We start from the raw sequence: 22,862 nt of genomic DNA on the forward strand, positions 1-22,862 counted from the left end.
CGCTGGGCGACCATCGCAGCATGCCGGTTCCCGAAGGCCTCGAAGGCGACCGGCTCGACGCCGCGCTCGCCCGGATGTTCGGCCTGTCGCGCACCCGCGCTGCCGAGCTGATCTCCGAAGGCAACGTGCAACTCGACGGCGATGCCGGAGCCAAGTCCGACCGGGTGCAGGCCGGGACCTGGCTCGACGTCACGCTGCCCGCGCCTCCGCAGGCCCCCGTGGCCCGCCCCGAGCCCGTGCCCGGAATGGCCGTGCTGCACGAGGACGCCGACATTGTTGTGGTCGACAAGCCGGTCGGGGTGGTCGCGCACCCCACAGTGGGCTGGACCGGCCCCACGGTCCTTGAGGGACTGCTGGCGTCCGGCGTGCAGCTCAGTACCAGCGGAGCCGCCGAACGCCAGGGAATCGTGCACCGGCTCGACGCCAACACGACCGGTGCCATGGTCCTCGCCAAGAGCGAGCTGGCCTACAGCGTGCTCAAACGCGCCTTCAAGGAGCGCACGGTCGACAAGCGCTACCACACGCTGGTGCAGGGCCACCCGGACCCGTTGCGGGGCACGGTCGACGCGCCCATCGACCGCCACCCCGCGGGCGACGGCCGGTTCGCGGTGGTCACGGGGGGCCGTCCCGCGGTGACGCACTACGACACCCTGGAGGCGTTCCGCGGCGCCAGCCTGCTGGAGATCAGCCTGGAGACCGGCCGTACCCACCAGATCCGGGTGCACATGGCGGCGCTGCGGCACCCCTGTGTCGGCGACCACCTCTACGGTGCCGACCCCACGCTCTCCGCGCGGCTGGGGATCAGCCGCCAGTGGCTGCACGCGGTGCGCCTGGGCTTCGAGCACCCCACCGAAGGCCGGTACGTGGAGTTCGAGAGCACCTATCCGGAGGACCTGCGCAAGGTCGTCGAGGACCTGCGGGAGGACTGAGCCGGGCGCACGTCGGCACTCATCGCCGCCGCGACCGCGCCGAGAGTCGCCCCGGCGCACGCCACGAGCGCTTCGAGGAGCAGGTCGCCGGAACACGCCGGTTTCCCTGCCCCGCCTGTCCGCGGCGTTTCCGGATACCCTGCCCCACTGCGCGCGCAGGGGCGGACACTTTCCGGTTAGTTCCGGTCCGGCGCGCTGGCCGACCGCCGCGGCGATCGCAGCGAGCCGTGGCACAGCGCGGCGCCGACGATGATGATCGCCGCCCCCACGGGCTGGTTCCAGGTGAGCGCCTCGCCGGCGACCAGGACGCCCAGGGCGATCGCCACAACGGGGACCACATAGGTCACGGTGGAGGCGACCGTCGCACCGGCCTCCCGCACGATCGCGTACTGCAGGACGTAGGCCAGGCCGGTGCCCAGCGCGCCAAGAGCGACCACGGCCAGGACCACCCGCGGCGGCAGTTCGGCCGGTGCGTCGGTGACCAGCGGGGTGATGACCGCGAGCTGCGCGGAACCGGCGATGAGCTGGCCGGCCGAGAGCTCCAGAGGGCTGTACCGGCTTCCGGCGAGGAAACGGCGCAGGTAAGGGGTGCCCAGGCCGTAGCACAGGGCGGCGCCGACCGCCAGGAGCATCCCCGCGGTCCCCGCGCCGGCGAACCCGGTCCACACGGCGAACACCACCAGCACGCCCCCGAACCCGGTGGCCAGCCCGATGAGCCGTCCGCGGGTCGGCTTCTCGTCGGAGAGCAGGACCAGCGAGAACATCAGCGCGAACAATGGGGTGGCCGAGTTGCAGATCCCGGCCAGGGCGGAGGGGATCAGCCGCGCCGCGTAACCGAACAGGGTGAACGGCACCACGTTCAGCAGGAAGGCCGCCACGGACAGGTGTATCCAGATACGCGGCGAACCGGGCAACCGCCCCCTGCTCAGGACCAGCACGATGGCCAGCGGGATCGCGCCGAAGACCATGCGGCCGAGCGTGATCTGCAACGGCGCCAAGGCCTCGGTCCCGATCTTGATCAGCAGGAAGCTCGCGCCCCAGACGAGAGCGAGAAGTAGGAACTTCACGCGCCAGCCCGGGACCAGCGCCAAAGGGGGCGGGGGACTGGTGGGAGTGGGGACGCGTGCGGTTCCGGATTTCATCCTCCGGTTCTATCGTCGCCGCGCGCCTTAGGTCTACTTCATTCTGCTTAAGCAAGGTGTTAGGATCGCTAACATGCTGAGTGTGGACCGGATGCGCGTGCTGCACGCGATCGCGGTGAACGGCTCGCTGAACGGCGCCGCTGAGGCGCTGCACGTCACCAACTCCGCCGTCTCCCAACAGCTGAGCAAGCTGGAACGCGAGGTCGGCCAGCCGCTGGTGGAACGCAGCGGCAGGGGCGTGCGCCTTACCGAGGCCGCTGAGCTGCTGGTCGAGCACACCGGTCGGATCCTCTCCCTGGTCCAGCGCGCCGAGGCCGAAGTGGAGGCGCATCGCGGCGCCGTCGTGGGCCAGCTGCGCCTCTCCTCGATCGCCACGGCGGCGCGCGGCCTGGCCGCCCCCGCTCTGGTCGCGCTGCGCGAAAGCCACCCCGGGCTGCGGGTGCGGCTGGTGGAGCAGGAACCCGACGACAGCGTTCCCGCCGTGGCGCGCGGCGAGTCCGATATGGCGGTCGTTGTCGACTGGGTCGGGTCCACGATCCCGCTACCCAAGGAGATGATGCGCGCGCCACTCATGGACGATGTCGCCGATATCGCTGTGCCGGCCGTGCACCCGCTCGCCCACCGCGACCTCATCGACATCGACGAGGTGCTGAAGGAACCGTGGATCAGCTGGAGCGGCGGGTCCATCTGCGACAACTGGCTGCACGGCATGCTGCGGGAGCGCGGCGTCGAACCCGACATCGCGCACGAGGCCGAGGAGCACCAGACCAAGATGGCGATGATCGCAGCGGGCCTGGGTGTGGCGGTGATGCCGCGTATGGGCCGCGGGCCGGTGCCCGAGGGGGTGCGGCTGGTTCCGGTGCAGTCGGCCCTGACCCGCCAGGTCTACGTCTTCTGGCGGGCCGACGCCGCCCGCCGCCCCGCTATCCGCGCCGCGGTGCGGGCGCTGCGGGTGGCGGCGTCGGCGTACGGAAGCTGACCGGCCCGGGCGGGCTCCGGTTACCGGCCTTCGCGCTGCCCCTTGCGCAGCAGCTTCGCCATCGTCGTGTCCGGTGCGATGATCTCCGGGTCGGTGCGCACGTCGACCAGGATGGGCGTGCTGCCCGAGGCTGACGCGTCGAGCGCCTCGGTCAGCGCTTTCTCCAGCTCCTTGAGGGTGCTGACCGTGGTGCCCCGCGCGCCGAGACCGCGGGCGTAGCTCGCCAGGTCAAGCGGGCCGCTGATGTCGACGGCGGCGGTGCGGCCCAGCTCCCGGGCCTGGTGCATGGCGATCGTGCCGTAGAGGCCGTTCTGGAACACCACCACCACGATCGGCAGGCCGAGGCGGCTCGCGGTCTCCAGCTCCTGCCCGGTCATCAGCGCGCCGCCGTCTCCGGCCACGGCGACGACGGTCCGGTGCGGTTCCACCAGCTTGGCCGCCACCGCACCGGGCACCGCGGACCCCATGGCCCCGCTGGTCGCCGCGATCTGGGTGCGCGGCTCGCGGAACCACCAGCCCCGGTTCAGGAAGCCGGCGAAGTTACCGGCGTCGTTGACCAGGACGGTGTCCTCGGGAAGCGTCCGGTTCATGGCGTCCACCACGGCCCAGGGGTGCAGCCGCTCTCCGGGATGCTCGCTTACGTCGGGCGGCGGGGTCGTGGTGCGCACCCACGCGTCGTGGGCCTGGCTCCAGTCCCGCGGCGGAGGGGTGACGGGCGCCTCCGCCAGGGCCGCGAGTGCCCGCCGGGCCTCGGCGACCGCGCCCAGCCACACCCGGGTGACCGCTCCCACCTGTGTTGGGTCGATGTCGATCTGGGCGACGGTCGAGGCGGCCGAATCGGCGGCGCCCGAAGGCAGCCGGTAGGTCTGGGTGGTGATCTCGCTGAGCCGGGAGCCCACCACCAGAACGGCGTCGGACTCCTCCAGCGCGGTGAGCACCTGTTTCGGGCAGCCGAGCCCGAGATGGCCGAGGTACAGGGGATGGTGGTTGGGAAACACGTCCTGGCGCCGCCACGACGTGTAGACGCCGGCGTTGAAGCGTTCGGCGACCGCCACCAGCTCGGTGTCCGCCCAGCGCGCTCCGCCGCCGGCGATGATCACCGGGCGCTCGGCGCGCGCCAGCCACGCGCTGATGCGGTCGCGCTCGTCGTCGCCGAGCGGCGGCCGTGGCGGGATCGTGCCCGGAAGCGCTGTGGGGGCCGGGATGCGCTGGCCGAACAGGTCCCCCGGAACGGCGATCGCCACCGGTCCCGGGCGCCCGCTTGTCGCGGTCCGGATCGCCTGCGCGGTGACCTCGGGCAGCCGGTCGGCGCGGGTCACCGTGGTGGCCCATTTGGTGATGGGCGCGTAGAAGGCCGTGAGGTCGACCTCCTGGAAGGCTTCCCGGCCCAGGTAGTCGGTATCCACCTGGCCGAGGAAGACGATCATTGGCGTGGAGTCCTGCATCGCGGTGTGTACACCCACCGCGAGGTTGCTCGCTCCCGGCCCCCGGGTGGCCGCGGCGACCGCCGGAAGCCCGGTGAGCTTCGCCTCGGCCTCCGCCATGAACGCGGCGCCGTTCTCGTGCCGGGTCGAGACCAGTTCCATGTCGCTGCGCTGCTCGATGGCGTCGGCCAGCTCAAGGAAGCTCTCGCCCGGCACGGTGTAGCAGCGCCGGAGGTGGGCCGCCGCGAGGATGCCGACGACCTCCTCGGCGGCGGTTCGATGGTGGGAGTGCTGCTCGGAGCTCACTGGGATTCCTCCGTATGCGCGGGATACTGGCGTCGTCGTTCGGGCACGGGGCCAGGCTCGAATATATGGCGTCGGGCCCGCCGCCACGTGCCGTCCTCCCTGCCACCTGCCCGTGTTCGCCCGTGTTCGCACGGGGGTTCTGGTCAGGACACGCCGAGCGCGCGCATCCCGGCCGCGGTGGCGGCGGCCACGACAAGGACCACCAGGAACGGGGCGCGGAACACCAGCGCGACCGCGGCCGCCGCCAGTCCGCCCAACCGGGCCGGGTCGAAAGCCAGGACACCGTCCTCGGTGACCGCCTGGATGGCGACCAGGGCCGACAAGAGGGCGATCGGCACGGTCATCGCGAAGGCGCGGACCTTCGGGTGGTCCAGCAGTCTGCGGGGCGCCGAGAGTCCGGCCAGCTTCAGGCCGTAGCAGCCGGCGCCGGCGACCAGCACCGCGATCCACAGCATCACGGGCGGGCCTCCTGTTCGGCGTGTGCGGGCCCATCGCCGGCCGCGGCGGCGTCCTGGTCGCGCATGCCGGCCAGCGCGGCCACCGCGGCCAGCAGGACGGGGACTCCGGCCGGCAGCAGCGGAGTCGAGGCCAGCGCGATCAGCACACCGAGCGACGCCACGAGCCTGGTCCTGGCGCCCTCGTCGCGCAGCCGTGGCCAGAGCAGGGCCAGGAACAGCGCCGGGCCGACCGCGTCGAGGCCGAACGCGTTCGGGTCGCCGATCTGTTCGACCGCGAGCACCCCGATGAGCGTTGTCAGGTTCCACATCAGGAACAGAGAGGCGAAGGCGACCGTGAACCCGGTCCGCGCGTCGCTGCGGCCGTTCTGGGCGAGCGTGACGGCGGCTGTCTCGTCGATCAGCCCGTGCGCGGCGACGAGCTTGCGGCCGCCGCGCCAGTCGAGGATGTCGGCGAGCCGCAGCCCGTAGAGCGTGTTGCGCGCGCCGAGCAGTAGCGCGCCCATCGTGCCGGCCGCGAGGCTGCCGCCGCTGGCGATGACGCCGACGAGCGCGAACTGGGATGCCCCGGTGAAGCAGAGCAGGCTGAGCACGCACGCCTGCGCGGCGCTGAGGCCGGCGGTCGCCGCTGTCGTCCCGAACACCAGGCCCGACAGGCCGACCAGGCCGACGCTGAGCCCGTCGCGGGCGGGCGGTGGAAACGAGAAGGGAGTTATCACGTTCGCCGACGTTAGGCGGGTGCGGGGAGCAGCGTCTTGAACGTTCTTGCGGTAGATCGCGGCGCCGGTGCCCGTCCCCGCGGTGCCGGCGGCGGGCGGCGGCCTTCCATGGGGCGCGGTGGCCGCGTGCCGCACCGTCGCCGCCTAGATGTTCTGTCCCGGGTGGTTGCGCGCGTGACTAGGGCGGCGAGGGCGCCGGCCTTTCGGGAACCGTGCCTTTGCGGGCGTCAGTGCTGCCGTCCGGCGGCGGGGCGCGTATCGAGGGTGACTGTGCGGACGTTCTCGGCGGTGGGCCGCGGCGAGAGTGACCGAGAGGACATTCTCGTCGCTGACCTTGTCCCCACGGACACCCTCGCCGCGGAACCCGCACCCACACCCGCCCGTTTCGCCGTGTTTCCCCCGAAGTCTGGCGCCACAGCCACGACCGATGGGCCCCAGCCACGGGCCAGACCCCGGTCGTCGGGCGCCACAACCCCCGGGCACCCGAACCGATCACCCGGGGGCCGGCCCCCCCACCGTCCTCGCCGCCCCCTCGGGCACCGCACCACGAACCCACATCACCGATCTAGCGGGGACTGCCCGGCAGGCCGGGGCCGTGGCCGGCCGCACCGGACCGCGGTAGCCAGCCGTCAGGCGCCCGCCCGGCCGATGCCGCGCTGGTACGCCCCTGGGGTGACCCCCATGTGCCGCTTGAAGTGGCGCGTCAGGTGGGGCTGATCGGCGAAGCCGACCCGGATGGCCACCTCGGCGGGCGCGGCACCGTCGCGCAGTAGCCGCCGCGCGCGGCTCACCCGCACCTGCGTGACGTAGCTGTGCGGGGGAAGCCCGAAGCTGGCGCGGAACGCACGCAGCAGGGGGTAGGGGCGGGCGCCCACGGCCTCGGCCAGGTCTTCGAGCCGCGGTGGGTCAACCAGGCTTTCCCGCAGCAGGTCGCGGGCCGCGGCAACGGAGCCGGTCGGCCCCGCTGTCCGCGCGGGGCCCTGCGGCCGGGAGCGGGTGTGCCGGGCCAGGAGCAGGTGCAGCGCCTGGCGCGTGAGGGTGGAGGCGCTCAACCGGTCGCCGTGCTCACTCGCCTGGTGCGCGTTCCGCAGCGTCCCGGCGGTGGCGGGGTCGGTCAGGACGGTACCGCTGAACGCGGGGACGTCCGGGAGTCCGAGGTCCCGCGCGACCTCGGTCACCACGGCCACCTCCGGGTACAGCACCCGGTAGCGCCAGCCTTCGGGAATCCCGGCGTGTCCGGTGTGTACCTCGTCGGGCTCGACGACCGCGATCCCGCCCGGACCCACGCGGTGCGTCGCGCCGCGGTAGGCGTACTCCTCGATTCCGGACTCGATGACGGCGATCGTGTAGGTCTCGTGGACGTGCCGGCTGAAGGTGTGCTGGACGTAGCGTGCCTTCAGCAGCTCGACTCCGGGAAGCCCCGGATGCTTCCAGAAGCGCGCGCTCTCGTCGCGCCCGTCGGTCATGTCTTCAGGGTAGGCGGCGGGGGGTGCCGCCGGGTCCGGAGGCGTGTTGTGCGCCCGGACGGCGCAACGCCCGGTGGCGGGAATCACCGGATGGCGGGAAATACCGCTCCCGTGGGGCGGGTTACACACGGTCGGTGGGCCCCGCTCCCGTGATCGCGGAGGCGGGTTGGTCCCACTGGTTACTACCGAGTAATATTCGGTTTGGCGCGAAGTTCCTCGCCACCCCTGTCCCCGAGAGATCGGACGAGAGCCTGATGTCGGTTGACGCCGCTCCGGTATCGGAACTACCCGACCCCCGGGACTTCGGGCTGCCCGTGGTCACCGAGGATGACCTGCCCGACGAGCTGGGCACCCTGGTGGCACGTGTGCACGACCTGGTCGACGCGGTCGCGCACACGGAGGCCGGATCGGCCGAGTTGGCGCAGGCGAGCGCCACCGTGCACGAGCTCACGGAACGGCTCAACGTCAAGCGCCGCGACATCGGCGCGATGCTGGAGCGGCCCCGCTCCGATGGCGGCGCAGACTACGAGACCCTCACCAACGTCGTCTCCGGCCGCAGCAACCCGGCCGCTCCGCCGTTGGTGCTGGAGCACACCGACGACGGAGTGCGGGCCCGGGTCACGTTGAACGGCACCTACCAGGGCCCGCCCGGTCTGGCGCACGGCGGCTGGGTCGCGGCAATGCTCGACCAGGTCCTGGGCAGCGCGTCCGCCGCCGCCGGTATGGTCGGCCTGACGGCCAACCTGGACGTGAACTACCGCAACCCGACGCCGCTCAACGCCCCCCTGGAGCTCACCGCCCGGGTGACCGGAACGGAGCGGCGCAAGGTTTTCGTATCCGCCGAGATCCGACACAACGGCGAGGTCACCGCGGAGGGCACGGCCGTCATGGTGCGGCTCGACGTCCCCGGGTGACCTCTCGCGTGGCCGCCCCCCGAAGCCGGAGGCGCCGGGACGCTCACACGTGCAGCCGTCCCCCGTCCTCATGGAGCTCGTCGGCGTCGGTGTCGTCGAACCACAGGCCCTCCTCACCCAGGTAGCGGAAGTGCAGCGTGCTGTTCGCGGGCGCGTTGACGACGACGCTGCGCCGGCCGTTGGAGCGCGGCTTGAACGGGTGGGTGTAGGGGTCCCAGTCGTTGAACGAGCCAACCAGCGAGACCGGTCCCAGGGGTTCCGGCTCGGTGAGTGTGAAAGTGATCTTGACCTGGCCGTCCCCGTTCGGCTTCCCGCGCTTGATCATGCTTCGATCCCCCCTTGTCGTGCTGGACCCCGGCCGGTACGGCCGGGCCGAGTGCGGCCGCCCTCCGCGCCAGCGCGGCGGAGCGGCACGTGACAAGTGTTGCCGAACGTGACCAAGAAATCACGCAAGGCACGTGGGTTTGCCGCGGGTGGACCAGCCACGCGTGCCCGGCGCCGGGCCGTTCGGCTACGCTGACCAGGAACGGCCCGCCGACCAGGGTGTTCGAGCTATGCGCCTGCTGATCCTCTCCGATACCCACATCCCGCGCCGTGCGCGCGACCTGCCATCCGAACTCTGGGAGCGGGTGGACCGCGCCGATGTGGTGATCCACGCGGGGGACTGGTGCGACCTCGCCTCCCTGGAGCGGCTTGCGGCGCGCGCGGCGTCACTCATCGGCGTCTACGGCAACAACGACGGGCCCGAGCTGCGAGCCCGGCTGCCCGAGGTGGCCCGGGCGGACCTCTGCGGGGTGCGGGTCGCGGTGGTACACGAGACCGGGCAGGCCAAAGGGCGCGAGAAACGCTGCGCCGAACGCTTCGGCGACAGCGACGTCCTGGTCTTCGGGCACTCGCACATCCCGTGGGACAGCACAACCCAGCACGGGTTGCGGCTGCTCAATCCCGGTTCGCCCACCGACCGCCGGCGCCAGCCGCACCACACCTACATGACCGCGGTCGCCGGGAACGCGGCACTGCGCGACGTTCGACTGCACCGCCTCGGCGAGGAGAGCTGACCTCGCGCACTCAGTGTGGCGGGCGGCTGGCCGGCGGAATTCGCTACGGTCTTCCGGAAAGAGGGCGGGCCGCCCTCTTTCCGGCTCCGCTACCGGCGAAGCGATTCGCGGACTTTGTCACCGATACGCCGCAGCTTCGCCTTCGACTGCTTGGCCTTGCCCTCGGTCTGGTCGGGCTTGTCACCCGTCACCTTGCCGAAGGTCTCCTTGGCCTTGCCCTTGAGCTCTTCGGTCCTGTGCTGGAACTCGTTCCGTTCGTTGTCGGCGTTCATGAGTCTCGCCTCCAGTACGGACGCGTCGGGCGGGTGTGTTACCCGCTCACTGGCCCCTCTGCCCAATACGCGACGAATTATGAATAGTGCGGGCCAGTGAGGTCGGCTGTCCGCGCGGCAGCGGCGCCCGCGCCGGCCACCGGTGGCCGGCGCGGAGCAGTGCGCTCACCGCCGGCCAGGGCCGCCAACACCGTCCTTAGCCCAGCTCATGGTGACTTTCAGGCTGCCCTCCGCCGATGCCTTCGCGATGAAGACTTCCGCTTCGGCATTCACACTGACCCCTAATTCCACGGTGACCTCGTCCGGCTCCGCCGCCATCTCGGACAATTCGTGGGCCACCTGGTCAGAGAGTTCGCGGATCCTGCTGAGCACGGTTTCGAATTTCTCATCCGCCACGCGGAAAACGTCGCGACCTGCCACATCGCGCATGACGGGCGAGCTGCCCGCCGTCTCGATCAGGACCGAGGCGCCCTGGTCGTTTCCGAAGCGCACGATTTCCGCCATGTCAGCGCCTTTCATACTGGGGAGGTCCGACCCGGGCGCCGTACGATACCGCCGAATGCGCGTGATGAACGGCGATTGTCCGCAAACGGCCCCACATGGTTCGGGGAAAAAAGGGGGATAATCCAGACGAAGTATGTCGTGATCCTTACCATTGGACGGGTTGTGCGCAGACTGTGCCCACCGGGTTCGCCCGCAGTCGCCGAATCGCTATCGAGAGATCTGTATGAGCACTGAATCAGCAGCGCACGCCGGGCGGTCCGGGGAGGGGGGAGACGACCACACCCCCGCCGCCGCGCTCCCGCCCGGGCGGAGCCTCGGCCCGGGCTGGCGCAAGTCCTCCTACAGTGAGGGACAGGCTGGAGGAGGCTGTGTGCAGATCGCTCGTGATCCTTGCGGAGCGGTGCTGCTGGGCGACTCCCGTACCCCCGAAGGCCCGGCGGTCCGCGTCACCGGCCCTGCCTGGTGCGCGTTCCTCCGGGCTGTTCGCAACGGTGAACTGGACTGAGCGCGCCTCCGCTGGCTGCGCGCTCGGTAGGCGGGCTCACATCGCGTTGAGGAACAGGTCGCAGTTGGCCCGGATATCGCGCACCGCCGCCCGTGTCGCCGGGTGGTCGGCGCCGAAGACCGCGCGGTAGCGCGCCTCGACCTCGGTGCGTTCCGCCTCCAACGGCTCCTGTTCCACGGTCCGGCGGTCGAAGATCCGGTTGCGGTGTACGGCCAGGGTCAACGGGTGGTTCTCGCCGAGCTCCCGCCGCGCGCGTTCGTGGGTGTCGGTGTCCATCTCCAGTGCGGCGGTGGCGTCCCCCAGGGCGAAGAGGTCGCTGGCGAGGTTGACCGCATTGGCGATGGTGCTGGGATGGTCCGGGCCGAGCGCGTCGACGTGCACCGACAGGGCCTCCTCGTCGACGCTGCGCGCCTGCTCCACCCGGCCGAGTAGCCGCAGGATAACGGCGTGGTTGACGGAGGCATCGGCGTAGAGCGGGTGGTGGGCGCCGTAGATGTCGCGGTGGCGCTCGCGGGCGTCGGCGGATAGCTCCAGCGCGGCCTCGTGCTGGCCCGCAGCCCGCAACGACACCGAGTGGCTGGCCGCCGCCATAACCGTGCGGTGGTGGTCCGACCCCAGCCGTGCGCGGAACAGCCGGTAGGCTTCCTCGGACAGCGCCACGGCCTCCGGGAGCCGGCCGGTGCGCCGCTTCACCGCTGAGAGGCCCAGCATCACGGCCAACCGGCTCGGTGCGTCCGTGGCGGCGAGCCGGTTGTCCATCTCGTGCTGCTCCTCCATGTCGCCCATCGCCTCCCAGTAGCGTCCGGACTCCATGAGCCCCAGCGCGTAGCTGTACTTGCTGCCCTGGGTCAGGCTGTGCTCGGGACCGAGGATGTCGATCCGCCGCTCGAAGTTGTACCGGTCGATCTCCATAGCCTCGGTGAACCGGCCGGTGAGGCGCAGGCCGATCGCGTGCACGTGCGCGGCGTGCAGGGTCAGGACATCGTCGCGGCCGAATACCCGCTCGTAGCGCTGGAACGCCTCCGTGCTCGTCTCGACCGCCTCCTGGAACCGGCCGATGTTGCGCAGGTCCCAGGCGAGGTTGATGTGCGATTCGAGCGTCTCCTCGTCCTCGGCGCCGCGTGCCTGGGTAAGGGTGTCGAGGAGCTCCCGGTTGCGGTCGAGCGCCTCCTGGAACGAACCGAGGGTGCGCAGCAACTGGACGTAGCGCATCTCGGCACGCAGCGTCTGCACGTGCTCGGGCCCGAGCCGCTCCCGCCAGTCCGTGATCGCGCGTGTGCCCAGCTCCTCGCCTTCGGAGTACCCGCCCCACAGCGCGAGGAAGTGCATCTCGCCGATGACGAGTTGGCGCGCCCAGTCGCTGCGGCACTCCCACAGCTCGGTCGCCCAGACGTGCGGGAGGAGTTCCACGTAGCGCGGCCAGTCGAGAGTGGAGAACGGGTCGCCCGGGTCGAGGTTGGCCAGCAGCTGGTGGGCGCAGTGCCGGAACTCCCGGTGCTCCTCCGCGCTCAGCGGGAGCTTCAGCGTCTCCTGGACCAGCCGGTGCAACTGGAAGGTCTCGTTGCGGTGGTCCATCTTGACCAGCGCGTAGCGGTCGACCGTGCGCAACGTCCGGCTCAGCTTGATCGCGGGATCGGCGAGGATTTCCAAGAGCTCGTCCGGGGCCTCGACGTTGCGCGCGCCGTTGAACAGCCGCCGCGGGATCGGCTGCGGGGCGAGGAAGGCGCACACCTGCAGCAGCCGGAGCGCGCCCCGGTTGGTCTCGCGCAGCCGGTCCAGTGTCATGTCCATCGTCGCGGCCACCGACCACGGGTACTCGGGACTGGGCGAGACGTTGGACAGCAGCTCGTGCGCCTTCTCGTCGAACAGCTCCAGCCACTCCGCGGGCGGCATCATGGTCTCGTAGAGCCACACGGCGGTCTGCGCCACGGCCAACGGGAGGTCGCCCAGCTTCTCGGCGATCTGGTCGGCGTCCTGGGTGGTGAGCGACTCCGGACCGCGTTGCAACAGCAGCTCGGTGCTCTCGCCGCGCTCGAACGTGTCGATGTGCAGTAGGTTGCCGCCGACCGTGCGCCATTCGCTGGACCGCGACGTGATCATCACCTGGCCCGGTCCGGCCGAGGGTATGAACGGTCTGATCGACGCCGGGTCGCCCGCGTTGTCGTAGACGAGCAGCCAGTCGGAGTACGGGTAGCCGGAGCGGAGCGCGTCGAGCACGGAACGGACCGTCGAGGCGGGGTCGCCTCCGGTACCGATCCCCAGCTTCGCCGCGAGTTCGATCAGCGCCTGCTGGACCTGGGCCGGGGTCTCGGCCGGAAGCCACCACACCAGCTCGTAGTCGGAACGGTGCCGCCAGGCGTATTCCAGGGCCAGCTGTGTCTTGCCGACACCCCCCATCCCCTGCAGGGTGTGCGAGGCCGCTTCCGGGAGCACCGCCGTCGAGGGCTCCTGGCGCAGCCGTTCGGCCAGCTTCCGGAGGAGATCCTCGCGGCCCACAAAGTTCACGTTGCGCGGGGGTATCTGCCCCCACACGGCCGGGCGCAGCTGCGGCCCGCGCGGCGGCGGGCCACCGGAATCGCGCGGGTAGCCGTCGGGTTCGTTCCCGTCGTCTGGAGTGCTCGCGGGCGTCTGGTCGACGTGCGTCCGCTCGAACGATCCGGTCGCGGGGGAGTCGCCAGCAGGCATATCGCTGTCCTTCGGAGTTGTACGGTCAGAACCGGCGTGGGACACGGCGGCAGGACCACCGCCGGTCTCCGGCGCCGGAGGGATGTCGGGTCGTTCGTCCGGGGAGAGCCGCTGGCTGTTGTGCTCGGGGTCGCGGCGCCACCCGGCGGCCGCCTCGCGAACCGGCCCGGGAAGCGCTCGCAATGCGGCGTGGACGGCGTCGGCGAACGGAGCGCTGGCGGCGTCGACCTCCGGCAGGGAGAAGCCGGGTCCCTCGCCGAGCAGCAGCCGCTCGACGTCGCCGAACCACGGGATGGAGGCGCGGTACCGCTCGGCGACCGTCTCCACCAAGCCCCGGATCTCGTGCCGCCGCCCACCGGTGGCGAGCAGGAGCTCCCGCACGCCCGGCTGGAAGTCGAACGGCACCCGGTCGTCGCGGTCGAGAGAGGGCTCTTCGTCGCGGCGCCGGACCAGACCGGAACACAGCACCTCGGTCAGGTCCGCCGGGCGGGATTCAGGGGCGAAGCGTTCCTGGACCGCCCGGATGGTCGGCATGGTGAGCGGCACCGCGGCCAGGCACACGGCCAAGTGGAACGCGGAGGGAGGCGCGCCGGCCCGGAAGCCCGCCACCAGATCGGCGGGGCTCCTCGGTACCGCTTCGCCGTTGGCGTCACCGGGCAGTGGCTCGGGGAGACCGCCCGCGGTCCAGCCGTCCGGGAACCTCGGTGCCGGCTCGGCGAGGAGCGCGGTCGTCGGGAAGGCGGCTCCGCTCTGCCGCCGCGAGACAAAGCGTGCCCAGCGCCCGACGTCGGGAGCCTCCATGGGGATGAGCGGTACCGCCACCGCGTCCTCGGCAGGAGCATCGTCGGGGCTGCTCAGCCCGGAGTCGTGCGGGCGCACCCGGTACGCGGCATTGGGCGCCAGCCGCTCGCCGGGCGGCTCGGCGATGTCCAGGTTTACGCGGCGCGACCGCATGCCGGTACGCGGCCACCGCGCGCGGTCGAGCACCTGGCCGACTCCGACGGCCGCGGAGCGGCCCCAGTAGGCGAGCCAGGCCTCGACGGCGCCCGTGTGCCAGCCGTCGCCGATTCCGTCGGTGAGCACCAGCACGATCTCGTGGCCGTTGCCACCGCACAACCGGTGCGGGTCGAGGGCGTGCCCGGTGCTGGCGCGTAGCTCGATGTCGTCGGCGAGCACTTTGTCGGAGTCGAAGTAGCAGGTGCGGACCCGCCGGAACACGCCGAGGGGCGCCAGGAGCTCGGAGAGCGCGGTGACCACCGGCTGTTGCAGTTGCATTGCCAGACTGTCGTCGATGAGCAGGACGAGGTCGTCGGCGGGCTCGTAGCGTGGCGCGAGCTCCGGGATTACGGGGGTGCGCAGCCCGCGTTCCGGACGCGGGCCGGCCAGGGCGCGGGCCGCGAAGCTCTCCGCGGTGGCCTCCTCGTCGAGCCGTTTCGCGCCGGACTCGCGGTAGCGGCGGAACAGTCCAACAGCACGGGTCAGAGCCTGGCGGTCGCCCACGGGCCGCCCCACTGGGTCGGCGATGACCGCTCCAGCAACGCCGGGGGAGGAGTGGGGGGCCGCCCACGGGTCTGGCAGGGGAGGTGTCGGGGCGGGGCCGTGGCCGGGCGAGTGCGGACGGGAAGCGGACTCCGGCTCGGGTTCCGGATCGGGCGGCGGGAGCTCGGGTTCGGGTGGGCGCGCTGACGGCGGTGCGGCGGTCTCGCCGGGTGCCGCGTGGGGTTCGGCGGGCGGGGGCGGCGGCGCGCTTTCGTTGGTGCGCGCCCGGTGGGCGGCCAGCCACAGGGCATCGCCCACCTCCCACCAAGTGGGGGGCTCGCTGCCGGTCTCGGGAGACGACTGGCCCGGGGACGGCCCTGCCGTCCCCGCGGCTTCTGACCGATCGTGACCCCAGGCTTCGGTCACTCGTGGCCCGCTTCCGTCAGGCGCTGCCAGACAAGGTCCAGTATCCGGTTCCACGCGTCCGGTCCCAAGGATGCGGCATGGGCGTGTACCTCGGAACTAGCGAGATGGACCGAGTTCAGTAGCTGGTCGATGGAGAGCCCGTTCAGCTCGTCGCGGCGGGACAGGAACTGGGTGATGAGCTCCCGGTCCCGGTCCCGGTCGCGGCCGATGAAGTGCGCGCTGACGATGTCCGCGAGCTGCTCGGCGGTTGGGCGCTCCAGGCGGATGGGCAGGCAGCGCCGCCGGAACGCGGGCGGGAACGGGCGCTCACCGTTGCTGGTGATGACGATGAACGGGAACTCGTGGCAGCGGACCTGTCCTTCGCGCACCGTGGCCGTGTGGCCGGGGTCGTCGGTGGGAACGGTGACCTCGGGTTGCGCCGAGCGCACCCGGGCGAGCTCGGGGATCCGGTAGCTCGCGTTCTCCAGGACGTCCAGCAGGTCGTCGGCCAGGTCGATATCGCTCTTGTCGAACTCGTCGATGAGTAGTACCCGGGGCAGCCTGTGCGGGAGCAACGCGGTACCCAGCGGGCCCAGGCGCAGGTAGTCGCCGATGGGCCGCTCGACGCGCTCGCCCGCGCTCGACGCTGCCGCGTCGGCCGAGATGTCGTGGATACGGGCGATCGGGTCGTATTCGTACAGGCCCGAGCGGAGGTCGCTGCGGCTGGTGATGGACCAGTGGAGGACCCGGCCGAGTCCCAGCTCGCGGGACACGCGGTGGGCCAGGGCGGACTTGCCGACTCCGGGATCGCCGGTGACGAGTAGCGGACGGCGCAGCAGGAGCGCCGTGTTGACCGCGTCGACCACGTTTGTCTCGTGCTCGGTCAGCGGGCGGGACGCGGTGTCGGTCGCCGCGCCGAGGACGCGAGCCGACTCGTGGTCGTCGGATGGCGGGTCGGGCTGGTCGGGCCCGCCGTCAAAGGTCCGCCATGGGGGTGGGGCGGGCAGGCGCTCCTGCAACGAGGCCAGGTAAGGGCTGGGGCTTCCAGTGCCGCGATAGATCCACCATGGTGGCGTGGGCCCGCCGTTGCCGGTGTCGCCGGCGGCACCGGACCGCCCGGGGTCGGGTGCTGGAGAGGCGGCGGACGCGGTCATCGGAAGAAATTCCTAGTCATAGGAGTCTGTCTTCTTGGGCGACGTGAGAATTCCGACTTGGTGGAGGTCGCGTATCTGGTCCATGTTATCGAGAAGAACGATAATGTCGTACGGGTCGTACCCTTCACTGGCCGTTTGTCCGTTTTGCGTGCGCCACTCACGCAACAGGCGCGGCAGGGACGCCATGTCCTCGAAGCAGATCCTATCCCCGCTACGGGCAATTCCCGATATCCATTCGTGGAATCTGCGCGTCTGGCTGCGGTCGCCGCCGTGCAGCCACGCGATACCCGGCAGGCCTGCTTGGAGAGCGGCGGCGAGCTGCGGTGTCCCGTCGTCCAGCTCCGCCGCGGCGCCAAGTACGCAGAGCACGATCCCCGGTCCCGCCAGGTGGTCCCGGAGGAGCGTCCCCGCCTCCGCCGCCGGCCCGGGAGGCACCAGGTAAAGGCGGCCTTCGCCGTTTTCGGTCAGTTCCCGCCAGCGGTGCTGGATTTTCCGGCGTGCTCTTTCCCAGCCGGGCTCGTTGAGGCGCTCGTGAGCGTGCAACACGATCTCGTACGAAGCGCCGACCCGTTCCCCCTCACCGGACATGGGAGCCGAAAGGCGCCACTGCGCCACCGGCCGCGCCAGCAACGGAAATGGCAGGATGAACTCCAGGCGCAGGTCGGCCGCCGACTCCCGCGCGTGCAACCGTTCCTCGGACTGGTCGATCAGCCGCAGCACGGCGTCGCGCAGTCCGTTCTCGGACGTCCGGAACGGGGTGCCCTTGGTGGTTCCGTGCCCCTCGCGCAACCAGTGCGAGACCAGGTAGCCCTCCGGGGCATCCGGGTCCCCGGGGACCGGTTCGGCGGAAACGACGAGGGCGGCGGTCTCCGGGCTCTCGGGCGCGCCGGCCTCCCGGAGCCGTGCCAAGGGCTGCCGCGGGACCTCCGAGGGGTGCCGGCTGTCGCTGTACGCGCGCAACGCTCGCGGAGACACCACCTCTTTGCGCGCGATCTCCTCGATGAAGACGATCTCGCACGGGAGCCCGTCCGGGCGCGGGGTCAGGTCCCGCAGGTAGGCGAACGCCTCCCACGCGGAGCCGAACTCGACGCGTTCGGTGGGGCGGTGCCGCGTGGCGGCCCCAAAGGCCTCCCACGCCGCCTCGAACAGCATGTCGCTGAGGACCCGGCGCACCTCTTCCAGCTCGGTATCGGTCGTGTGCGCGCTGAGCGGCTCGACCATCTCGACCGGTTCCATCAGCCCGATGCGGCCGGAGAGCTGCCCGCTGCTGTCCGAGGTGTCCTCCAGCATGCTGGTGAGAATGCCGATCACCGACCCGTCGCGGGTGTCCAGCACTCCGCATCCGCTGAAGCCCGGTTCGAAGCGCACGGGGTGCCGCGGGTCGATGTCGACCTGCGCGCGCTGCGGCAGGTTCCCACCGGGGCCGATCACCCAGGCGGCCACCGAGAGTCCGTCGGTGTTGCTTCTCGGGTACCCCTGGACGCGCACCGGGTAGGGCTGGCGCGACGCGATGATCTCCGGCGTCCGGGAGCTGAGCCGCGCCGGCGCGTACTGCGGGCCGGCGTCGAGCCGCAGCAGAGTGGTGTCGCGCTCGGCGTTCCAGGTCGCCTCGATCACCCGGGCGCCTCTGCGCTGGTGCCGCACATGGTGCGGGAGATCCACGTACACCATGTCCTCCGGCTCCGGAGGGTGGGAGCCGCGGTCCCGGCGCAGCGCCGTGTTGACGACATGTACGCAGGTCAGGACCTGGTTTCCAGGGATGAGGACACCACCGCCGGCCACGGAGCCGTCAGGCGCCGTGATCCGGACCTGCCACGTGGGCGGGAGAGCGGGCGAAGGAGATGCCACTGGGGCGCGGTCGCTTTCTTCGGTTGTTCGGGGGCGTGGAACGGTCATCTGGAAGGGGTGGGATTCGGCTGGCTCCATATTTTCCCGCCAACGCGGTGAATCATTCGACGTGTGTGGCTCCGTCGTCTCAGGGTGGGCCACGGCGGCCACAATGCTTGGAGCGCCAGCCTAGACACCCGCGTGCGCGCCGCCGGCAACGGATGCGCGAGCGCGCAGCCCGGTCGCTCTCAGCGGGTCACACGTTCGAGCCGGCGGGCGGCCTTGCCGGGGGACCGGGCGTGCCGGGCCATGCCCCGCCACGGATCGTCGTCCGGACGCCCACCCAGGTCCCGGACCGACCACGCCTGGGCCGACCGAATCCGCTCCAACTCTTCCCACCGAACCGGCATCGCAACGGGCGCGCCCGGAAGGGGCCGGACCGCGAACGGCGCGACAGCGTGCTGGCCGTAGGCGTTGCGCAGGATGTCGACGAACAGCCGGCCGCCCCGCTTCTCCTTTCGTACCTCGGTGGTGAGCCGTTCCGGGTACCGCTCCGCGGTCCGGTCGGCGACGTTCCGGGCCAGTTCCCGCACGCCGTCGAAGTCCAGTTCCACCCGGATCGGCACGACGACGTGCAGCCCGCGCGACCCCGTGGTCATGACATAGGACGCGAGCCGTATCTCGTCCAGGACCTCTCGGACGGCCAGAGCGGCCCACCGGACCTCGGCGAAGTTATCGTCCGGGGGGTCCAGGTCGAAGATCACCCGGTCGGGCCGGTCCAGGTCCGCCGCGCGGCTCGGCCACGGGTGCAGGGTGATCACGGCCTGGTCCGCGAGCCACCCCAGGGTGGAAGCGTCATCGCAGCGCACCATGGTGATCGCACCGCCCTGGCGGCGCTCCACACGCACCCCGCGCACCCAGTCCGGCGCGTGATCGGGACGCTGCTTCTGGAAGAACCCCTCGGTGCCGGACTCGGGGTCGATACCGTCCGGGAAACGGTGCAGCGCCAGTGGCCGCTGGCGGATGTGCGGCAGGATCGCCGGAGCGACCCGCTGGTAGTGCTCGGCGAGCTCGCCCTTGGTGACGCCGCCCGCGCCGAACAGCTCCTTGCCGGGGTTGCTCGGCTCGGAACGGCCCCGCGTGTGCTCCCCGGTTCGCTGATCCCTGGTGGTGGTCCCCATACGGCCCCCACCCGCCGCGCGTATCCGGTGCCTGCCGGGCGCACGCGGCGGGACTCGTCGCGGTGTGCTGGTATCCGCATCCCGTAATGGCACGGCTAACCCGGACGGGCGCCGTTGAACCGGAGCCGGTGCCGAGGGCTTCACACGTCGTTGGGCGCCTCGAGGCCGTTGAGGCGGGCGGAGACCTGCTCCAACCATTCCCGGTCCCACGTGAGGCGGCCCGCGCGCAGGTCGTCCAGTAGACCCTCGACCCAGCGCAGCTCGGCCTCGGTGACCGCGCGGCGGTACTCCTCCTCCAGGAAGAACAGCCGCGGCAGCCCCATGCGTTCGGCTTCGGCGGCTTCGGCGGCAGCCTCGTCCAGGCGGTCGTGCAGCGCCTGGACCCGGGCTTCCAGCAGCTCGACGGCCAGGTCGGGGGTGAGGGCCGGTAGTGCGGCCAGGGCGACCGGAAACTCGGGGAACTCCCTGGCGGGCGTGGCGAGCATCGTATGCAGCCACGTGTAGAGCGTGTCGCGCCCCGCATCGGTGATCCGGTAGACCGTGCGCTCCGGCCGGCTCGGCGTGCGCTCGGTGTCGTGCACGGTGATCAGCTCCGCGCGCAGCAGCCGGTCCAGAGTCTGGTAGACGCTGTTGCGCTGGGCGATGTTGACGATGCGGTCCTTGCGGCGCTCCTTGATCATGCCCTGCATGCGGTAGGCGTGCATCGGTTCCTCCTCCAGCAGCAGCAGTAGCTGCACCGCCAGCGGCGAACGCCGCTGCGTGCGACCGGTCACCGGGCCACCTCCCTTCCGCGCCCATGAAACCACTTCCCATGATTGGTCATAATATGTATATTCATAATATGTTCTTCAGTGAGGAGTGAACGATGACAAGAGCGCTCATCGTCGGAGGAGGAGTCGGCGGGCCGATCGCGGCGGCGGCCCTGAAACGGGCGGGACTGGAACCCGTCGTCTACGAGGCGCACTCCGGCCCCGGGGAGGGACTCGGTGCCTTCCTCGCCCTGGCCCCCAACGGCCTGGCCGCGTTGCGCACAGTGGGCATGCTGGAGCGGGTCCGGGCGGCGGCCAGCTTCCCCACCACGCGTATCGAGTTCGTCAACGGGTCCGGCCGCCGCCTCGGTCTGCTCGGCGGGGAGGACCACCTGCCGGCCGAGCTGCGGGGTGTGACCATCAACCGCGCCGCCCTGCAGCGCGCGGTAGCGGACAGTGCCGTCGACCAGGGCATACGCATCGAATACGGCAAGCGCCTGGCCCATTACACCGAAAGCGGCTCCGGCGTCGTCGCGGAGTTCACCGACGGGTCCACCGCCGAAGGCGCCGTTCTGGTCGGCGCCGACGGGATCCACTCGGCGGTGCGGCGCACCCTGGGCCCCGAGGGGCCGAGCCCTTCCTATGTCGGACTCCTGGGAATCGGCGGGTACAGCCCGGCGGTCGACGCGCAGCCCACGCCGGATGCCACCACGCGAATGGTGTTCGGCAAGCGCGGGTTCTTCGGATACCAGACCGCGCCCTCGGGCGAGACTTACTGGTTCGGCAATCTCGGCCACAGCAGACTGACCCGGGAGGAGATCGCGGCGCACGGCGACGACGTCTGGAAAGAGTACGCGCTGGAACTCTTCCGCGGCGACCTGCCCGACATCACCCGGATCATGCGGGCCTGCGACCCCGCCGCTTTCCGGCCGCTGGGCATCTACGACCTGGCGTCGCTGCCTCACTGGCATCGGGGGCGGGCCGCCCTGATCGGCGACGCCGCCCATGCGGTGTCCCCGGCCAGCGGCCAGGGCGCTTCCCTGGCGGCCGAGGACGCGCTGGTACTGGCGCGATGCCTGCGCGACATCCGCACCGTTCCCGAGGCACTGGCCGCCTATGAGCAGGAGCGGCGCGACCGGGTGGAACGCATCGTGGCCGAAGGCCGCAGACGCGGCGCGCAGAAGGCCGGTTCGGCGAACCCGGCGGCGCTGCTGCTGCGCGACCTGACCATGCGCGTGGTCTTCGAGCTGGCCGCGCGCTTCGGCTCGCACGCCTGGATCCACGACTACCGCGTGGACTTCGAGTCCCGGGCCGCAACGTCCGAAGGCAACCAACGGTAGGCGGGAGCGCCCGGCAGCGGTCCGGTGGCCGCGGTGCGCGGCCACCGGAGTCAGCGAAGGTCCAGCCAGACCAGGCGGTGGTCGGAGGCCGCGCGGACGACCTCGGCCGCGGGGTCCTCTGCGAGCGGCCAGAAGACACCCGTGTCGCGCGGCGGCAGGCCGCGAGAGGGCAACACGTAGTCGACCCGCAGGTTCCCGGGCCCCGGGTCGTCGGCGAAGTCCGCGGTGTCGTGCGCCGGGTCGCCGGTGTGGTCGTTGTTGGCGCCCCCTTGGCGCTGGGCCGCCTGCGTGCCGCCCTCGCTGTCCGGCCGGACCGTGCCGTTGACCCGAGGGGCGTTCAGCAGGCGCGGAATGGCGTCGGGGTCGCCGTCGCCGTCCTCGGGATCGGTGTTGAGGTCGCCCGCTATGACGAACGGCGCGCCGGGCGGCAGCCCGCCGCGGGTGCCGTCATCGTCGTAGACGTAGCCGGCCTTGCCCGGCGTGACGTAGTCGGCCCAGAACCGGATCTCGTCGTGGTTGCGGGCGACGTTGCGCTTCTCCGGCCCGTCGAAGCTTGGCGGTGTGGGGTGCGAGACCAGGAAGTGCACAGCCCTGCCGCGACCGACCCGCACCGGCAGGTCCCAGTGGCTCTTCGAGGAGAGCCGCAGCACCTCCAGCGCCTCGTCGGAGTAGAAGCTCTCTCCTGTGTCGGGGTCGGTCGGCAGCCGGGCGCCGGGCATGTCGGCCCACCTGAACGTCTGGAACGTCCGGGCACCGCTGGTGTCAATGGGGTGCTTGGACAGGACCGCCATCCCGTACTGCCCGGGGTACTCGCCGAAGCCCAGGGCATCCTCGGCGTATCCGGGCTCGCCCGGCTCGGTGGCGGCCGCGCCATCGTTGTTCAGGTCCGTCCCCGAGGCCACACCGGTGTTGCTCGGTGCGGTGTAGGTGTAGGGGTACTCGATGGGATCGGCGCCGTTCTGCCCGGCCGAGAGGTAGTTGCGCTGGAACAGCTCGACGGCGCGCCCTTCGCTGTCGTAGTCGAACTCGTTGACCAGCAGCACGTCGGGCCGCTGACGCTGGATTACCTCGGCCGCCGCCCGCGCCTGCGGGTCGTCGGGTGTCTTGAGGTCCTCGACCAGCTCCCCTTCGGCCGAGCGGTGCAGCGACGCGTTGAACGTGGCGAACCGGGTTCCCGCGCGCTCGTCGCCGGTGGCCTCGGCCGCCGCGGCGGGGGTCCAGGCGGAGGCGGTGACGAGGGCGGCCGCGGCCAGGGTAGCGGGGATTCCCGGGAAGCGGCGTTGGGGACGCATGCGTGGCCTTTCCTCGGTGCGGGCGGTGGCGATCCGCGGGGTGTGCGGATGGCATCCGAGTGTGCCCGCTCCCGTCG

20 protein-coding genes are annotated in these 22,862 nt (G+C 71.4%); 6 read left to right on the top strand and 14 right to left on the bottom strand.

The genetic code is table 11. The features are described 5' to 3' along the window. Positions 1-2: 2 nt before the first annotated feature. A complete protein-coding gene (locus F4561_RS08750; RefSeq protein ID WP_184583391.1) occupies positions 3-929 on the top strand; it encodes an RluA family pseudouridine synthase in 927 nt (308 codons plus the stop codon). 176 nt (positions 930-1,105) lie between these two features. Here the strand turns inward: F4561_RS08750 and F4561_RS08755 are convergent, their stop codons facing one another. After that, positions 1,106-2,071, bottom strand: a complete 966-nt coding sequence (locus tag F4561_RS08755) for a DMT family transporter (RefSeq protein WP_184576508.1) — start codon at positions 2,069-2,071, stop codon at positions 1,106-1,108. 73 nt (positions 2,072-2,144) lie between these two features. Between F4561_RS08755 and F4561_RS08760 the strand changes: the two genes are divergently transcribed. Further along, positions 2,145-3,050 (top strand): LysR family transcriptional regulator, encoded by a 906-nt coding sequence (locus F4561_RS08760; protein ID WP_184576510.1) that lies wholly within the window; start codon positions 2,145-2,147, stop codon positions 3,048-3,050. Between the two features lie 20 nt (positions 3,051-3,070). Here the strand turns inward: F4561_RS08760 and F4561_RS08765 are convergent, their stop codons facing one another. The 4 genes from F4561_RS08765 to F4561_RS08780 form a co-directional block, all read right to left on the bottom strand. Continuing rightward, positions 3,071-4,780, bottom strand: coding sequence for a thiamine pyrophosphate-dependent enzyme (locus tag F4561_RS08765; protein ID WP_184576512.1), 1,710 nt, complete (start codon positions 4,778-4,780; stop codon positions 3,071-3,073). Between the two features lie 143 nt (positions 4,781-4,923). Continuing rightward, positions 4,924-5,238: an AzlD domain-containing protein gene (locus tag F4561_RS08770; RefSeq protein ID WP_184576514.1), complete on the bottom strand. Its 315-nt coding sequence runs from the start codon at positions 5,236-5,238 to the stop codon at positions 4,924-4,926. Then, a complete protein-coding gene (locus F4561_RS08775) occupies positions 5,235-5,954 on the bottom strand; it encodes an AzlC family ABC transporter permease (protein ID WP_376773653.1) in 720 nt (239 codons plus the stop codon). Before F4561_RS08775 ends, F4561_RS08770 begins: the two co-directional genes overlap by 4 nt. A 629-nt stretch (positions 5,955-6,583) precedes the next feature. Beyond that, positions 6,584-7,420, bottom strand: a complete 837-nt coding sequence (locus F4561_RS08780) for an AraC family transcriptional regulator (RefSeq protein WP_184576516.1) — start codon at positions 7,418-7,420, stop codon at positions 6,584-6,586. Positions 7,421-7,674: 254 nt separating this feature from the next. Here F4561_RS08780 and F4561_RS08785 point away from each other — a divergent pair, with 254 nt between their 5' ends. Next, complete coding sequence (locus F4561_RS08785; protein WP_184576517.1) at positions 7,675-8,334, top strand: PaaI family thioesterase; 660 nt, start codon at positions 7,675-7,677, stop codon at positions 8,332-8,334. A gap of 43 nt (positions 8,335-8,377) precedes the next feature. Here F4561_RS08785 and F4561_RS08790 read toward each other — a convergent pair whose 3' ends face one another. After that, positions 8,378-8,659, bottom strand: a complete 282-nt coding sequence (locus F4561_RS08790; protein ID WP_184576519.1) for an isoamylase early set domain-containing protein — start codon at positions 8,657-8,659, stop codon at positions 8,378-8,380. 229 nt (positions 8,660-8,888) lie between these two features. Between F4561_RS08790 and F4561_RS08795 the strand changes: the two genes are divergently transcribed. Next, complete coding sequence (locus F4561_RS08795; protein ID WP_184576521.1) at positions 8,889-9,392, top strand: metallophosphoesterase family protein; 504 nt, start codon at positions 8,889-8,891, stop codon at positions 9,390-9,392. A gap of 89 nt (positions 9,393-9,481) precedes the next feature. Here F4561_RS08795 and F4561_RS08800 read toward each other — a convergent pair whose 3' ends face one another. Continuing rightward, the gene (locus F4561_RS08800) at positions 9,482-9,664 is read right to left on the bottom strand and encodes a CsbD family protein (protein WP_184576523.1); all 183 of its coding nucleotides are present in this window, start codon (positions 9,662-9,664) and stop codon (positions 9,482-9,484) included. 165 nt (positions 9,665-9,829) lie between these two features. After that, entirely contained in the window at positions 9,830-10,168 is a 339-nt protein-coding gene (locus tag F4561_RS08805; RefSeq protein WP_184576524.1) for a CU044_2847 family protein, read from the bottom strand. Positions 10,169-10,391: 223 nt separating this feature from the next. Here F4561_RS08805 and F4561_RS08810 point away from each other — a divergent pair, with 223 nt between their 5' ends. Then, a complete protein-coding gene (locus tag F4561_RS08810) occupies positions 10,392-10,673 on the top strand; it encodes a DUF397 domain-containing protein (RefSeq protein WP_184576526.1) in 282 nt (93 codons plus the stop codon). Between the two features lie 36 nt (positions 10,674-10,709). On the opposite strand, the gene fxsT is transcribed toward F4561_RS08810, so the two are convergent. The 5 genes from fxsT to F4561_RS08835 all read right to left on the bottom strand — a co-directional run bounded on the left by fxsT (position 10,710) and on the right by F4561_RS08835 (position 20,177). Next, complete coding sequence (fxsT, locus tag F4561_RS33190; RefSeq protein ID WP_184576528.1) at positions 10,710-15,155, bottom strand: FxSxx-COOH system tetratricopeptide repeat protein; 4,446 nt, start codon at positions 15,153-15,155, stop codon at positions 10,710-10,712. Between the two features lie 104 nt (positions 15,156-15,259). Continuing rightward, complete coding sequence (locus F4561_RS08820) at positions 15,260-16,396, bottom strand: AAA family ATPase (protein ID WP_184576531.1); 1,137 nt, start codon at positions 16,394-16,396, stop codon at positions 15,260-15,262. A gap of 12 nt (positions 16,397-16,408) precedes the next feature. Continuing rightward, positions 16,409-18,244 (bottom strand): VMAP-C domain-containing protein, encoded by a 1,836-nt coding sequence (locus tag F4561_RS08825; RefSeq protein ID WP_184576533.1) that lies wholly within the window; start codon positions 18,242-18,244, stop codon positions 16,409-16,411. A 227-nt stretch (positions 18,245-18,471) separates the two neighbouring features. Then, on the bottom strand, positions 18,472-19,404 hold the full coding sequence (ligD, locus tag F4561_RS08830; protein WP_184576535.1) for a non-homologous end-joining DNA ligase: 933 nt from the start codon (positions 19,402-19,404) through the stop codon (positions 18,472-18,474). A gap of 140 nt (positions 19,405-19,544) precedes the next feature. After that, a complete protein-coding gene (locus F4561_RS08835; protein ID WP_184576537.1) occupies positions 19,545-20,177 on the bottom strand; it encodes a PadR family transcriptional regulator in 633 nt (210 codons plus the stop codon). A gap of 92 nt (positions 20,178-20,269) precedes the next feature. Here F4561_RS08835 and F4561_RS08840 point away from each other — a divergent pair, with 92 nt between their 5' ends. Continuing rightward, entirely contained in the window at positions 20,270-21,493 is a 1,224-nt protein-coding gene (locus tag F4561_RS08840) for an FAD-dependent oxidoreductase (RefSeq protein ID WP_184576539.1), read from the top strand. Between the two features lie 50 nt (positions 21,494-21,543). Here F4561_RS08840 and F4561_RS08845 read toward each other — a convergent pair whose 3' ends face one another. Beyond that, positions 21,544-22,785 carry an endonuclease/exonuclease/phosphatase family protein gene (locus F4561_RS08845; protein WP_184576541.1) on the bottom strand — a complete coding sequence of 414 codons (1,242 nt, stop codon included), beginning with the start codon at positions 22,783-22,785 and terminating at the stop codon, positions 21,544-21,546. Positions 22,786-22,862: the final 77 nt, after the last annotated feature.

This window comes from Lipingzhangella halophila, from assembly GCF_014203805.1.
Classification (GTDB): Bacteria; Actinomycetota; Actinomycetes; order Streptosporangiales; family Streptosporangiaceae; genus Lipingzhangella; species Lipingzhangella halophila.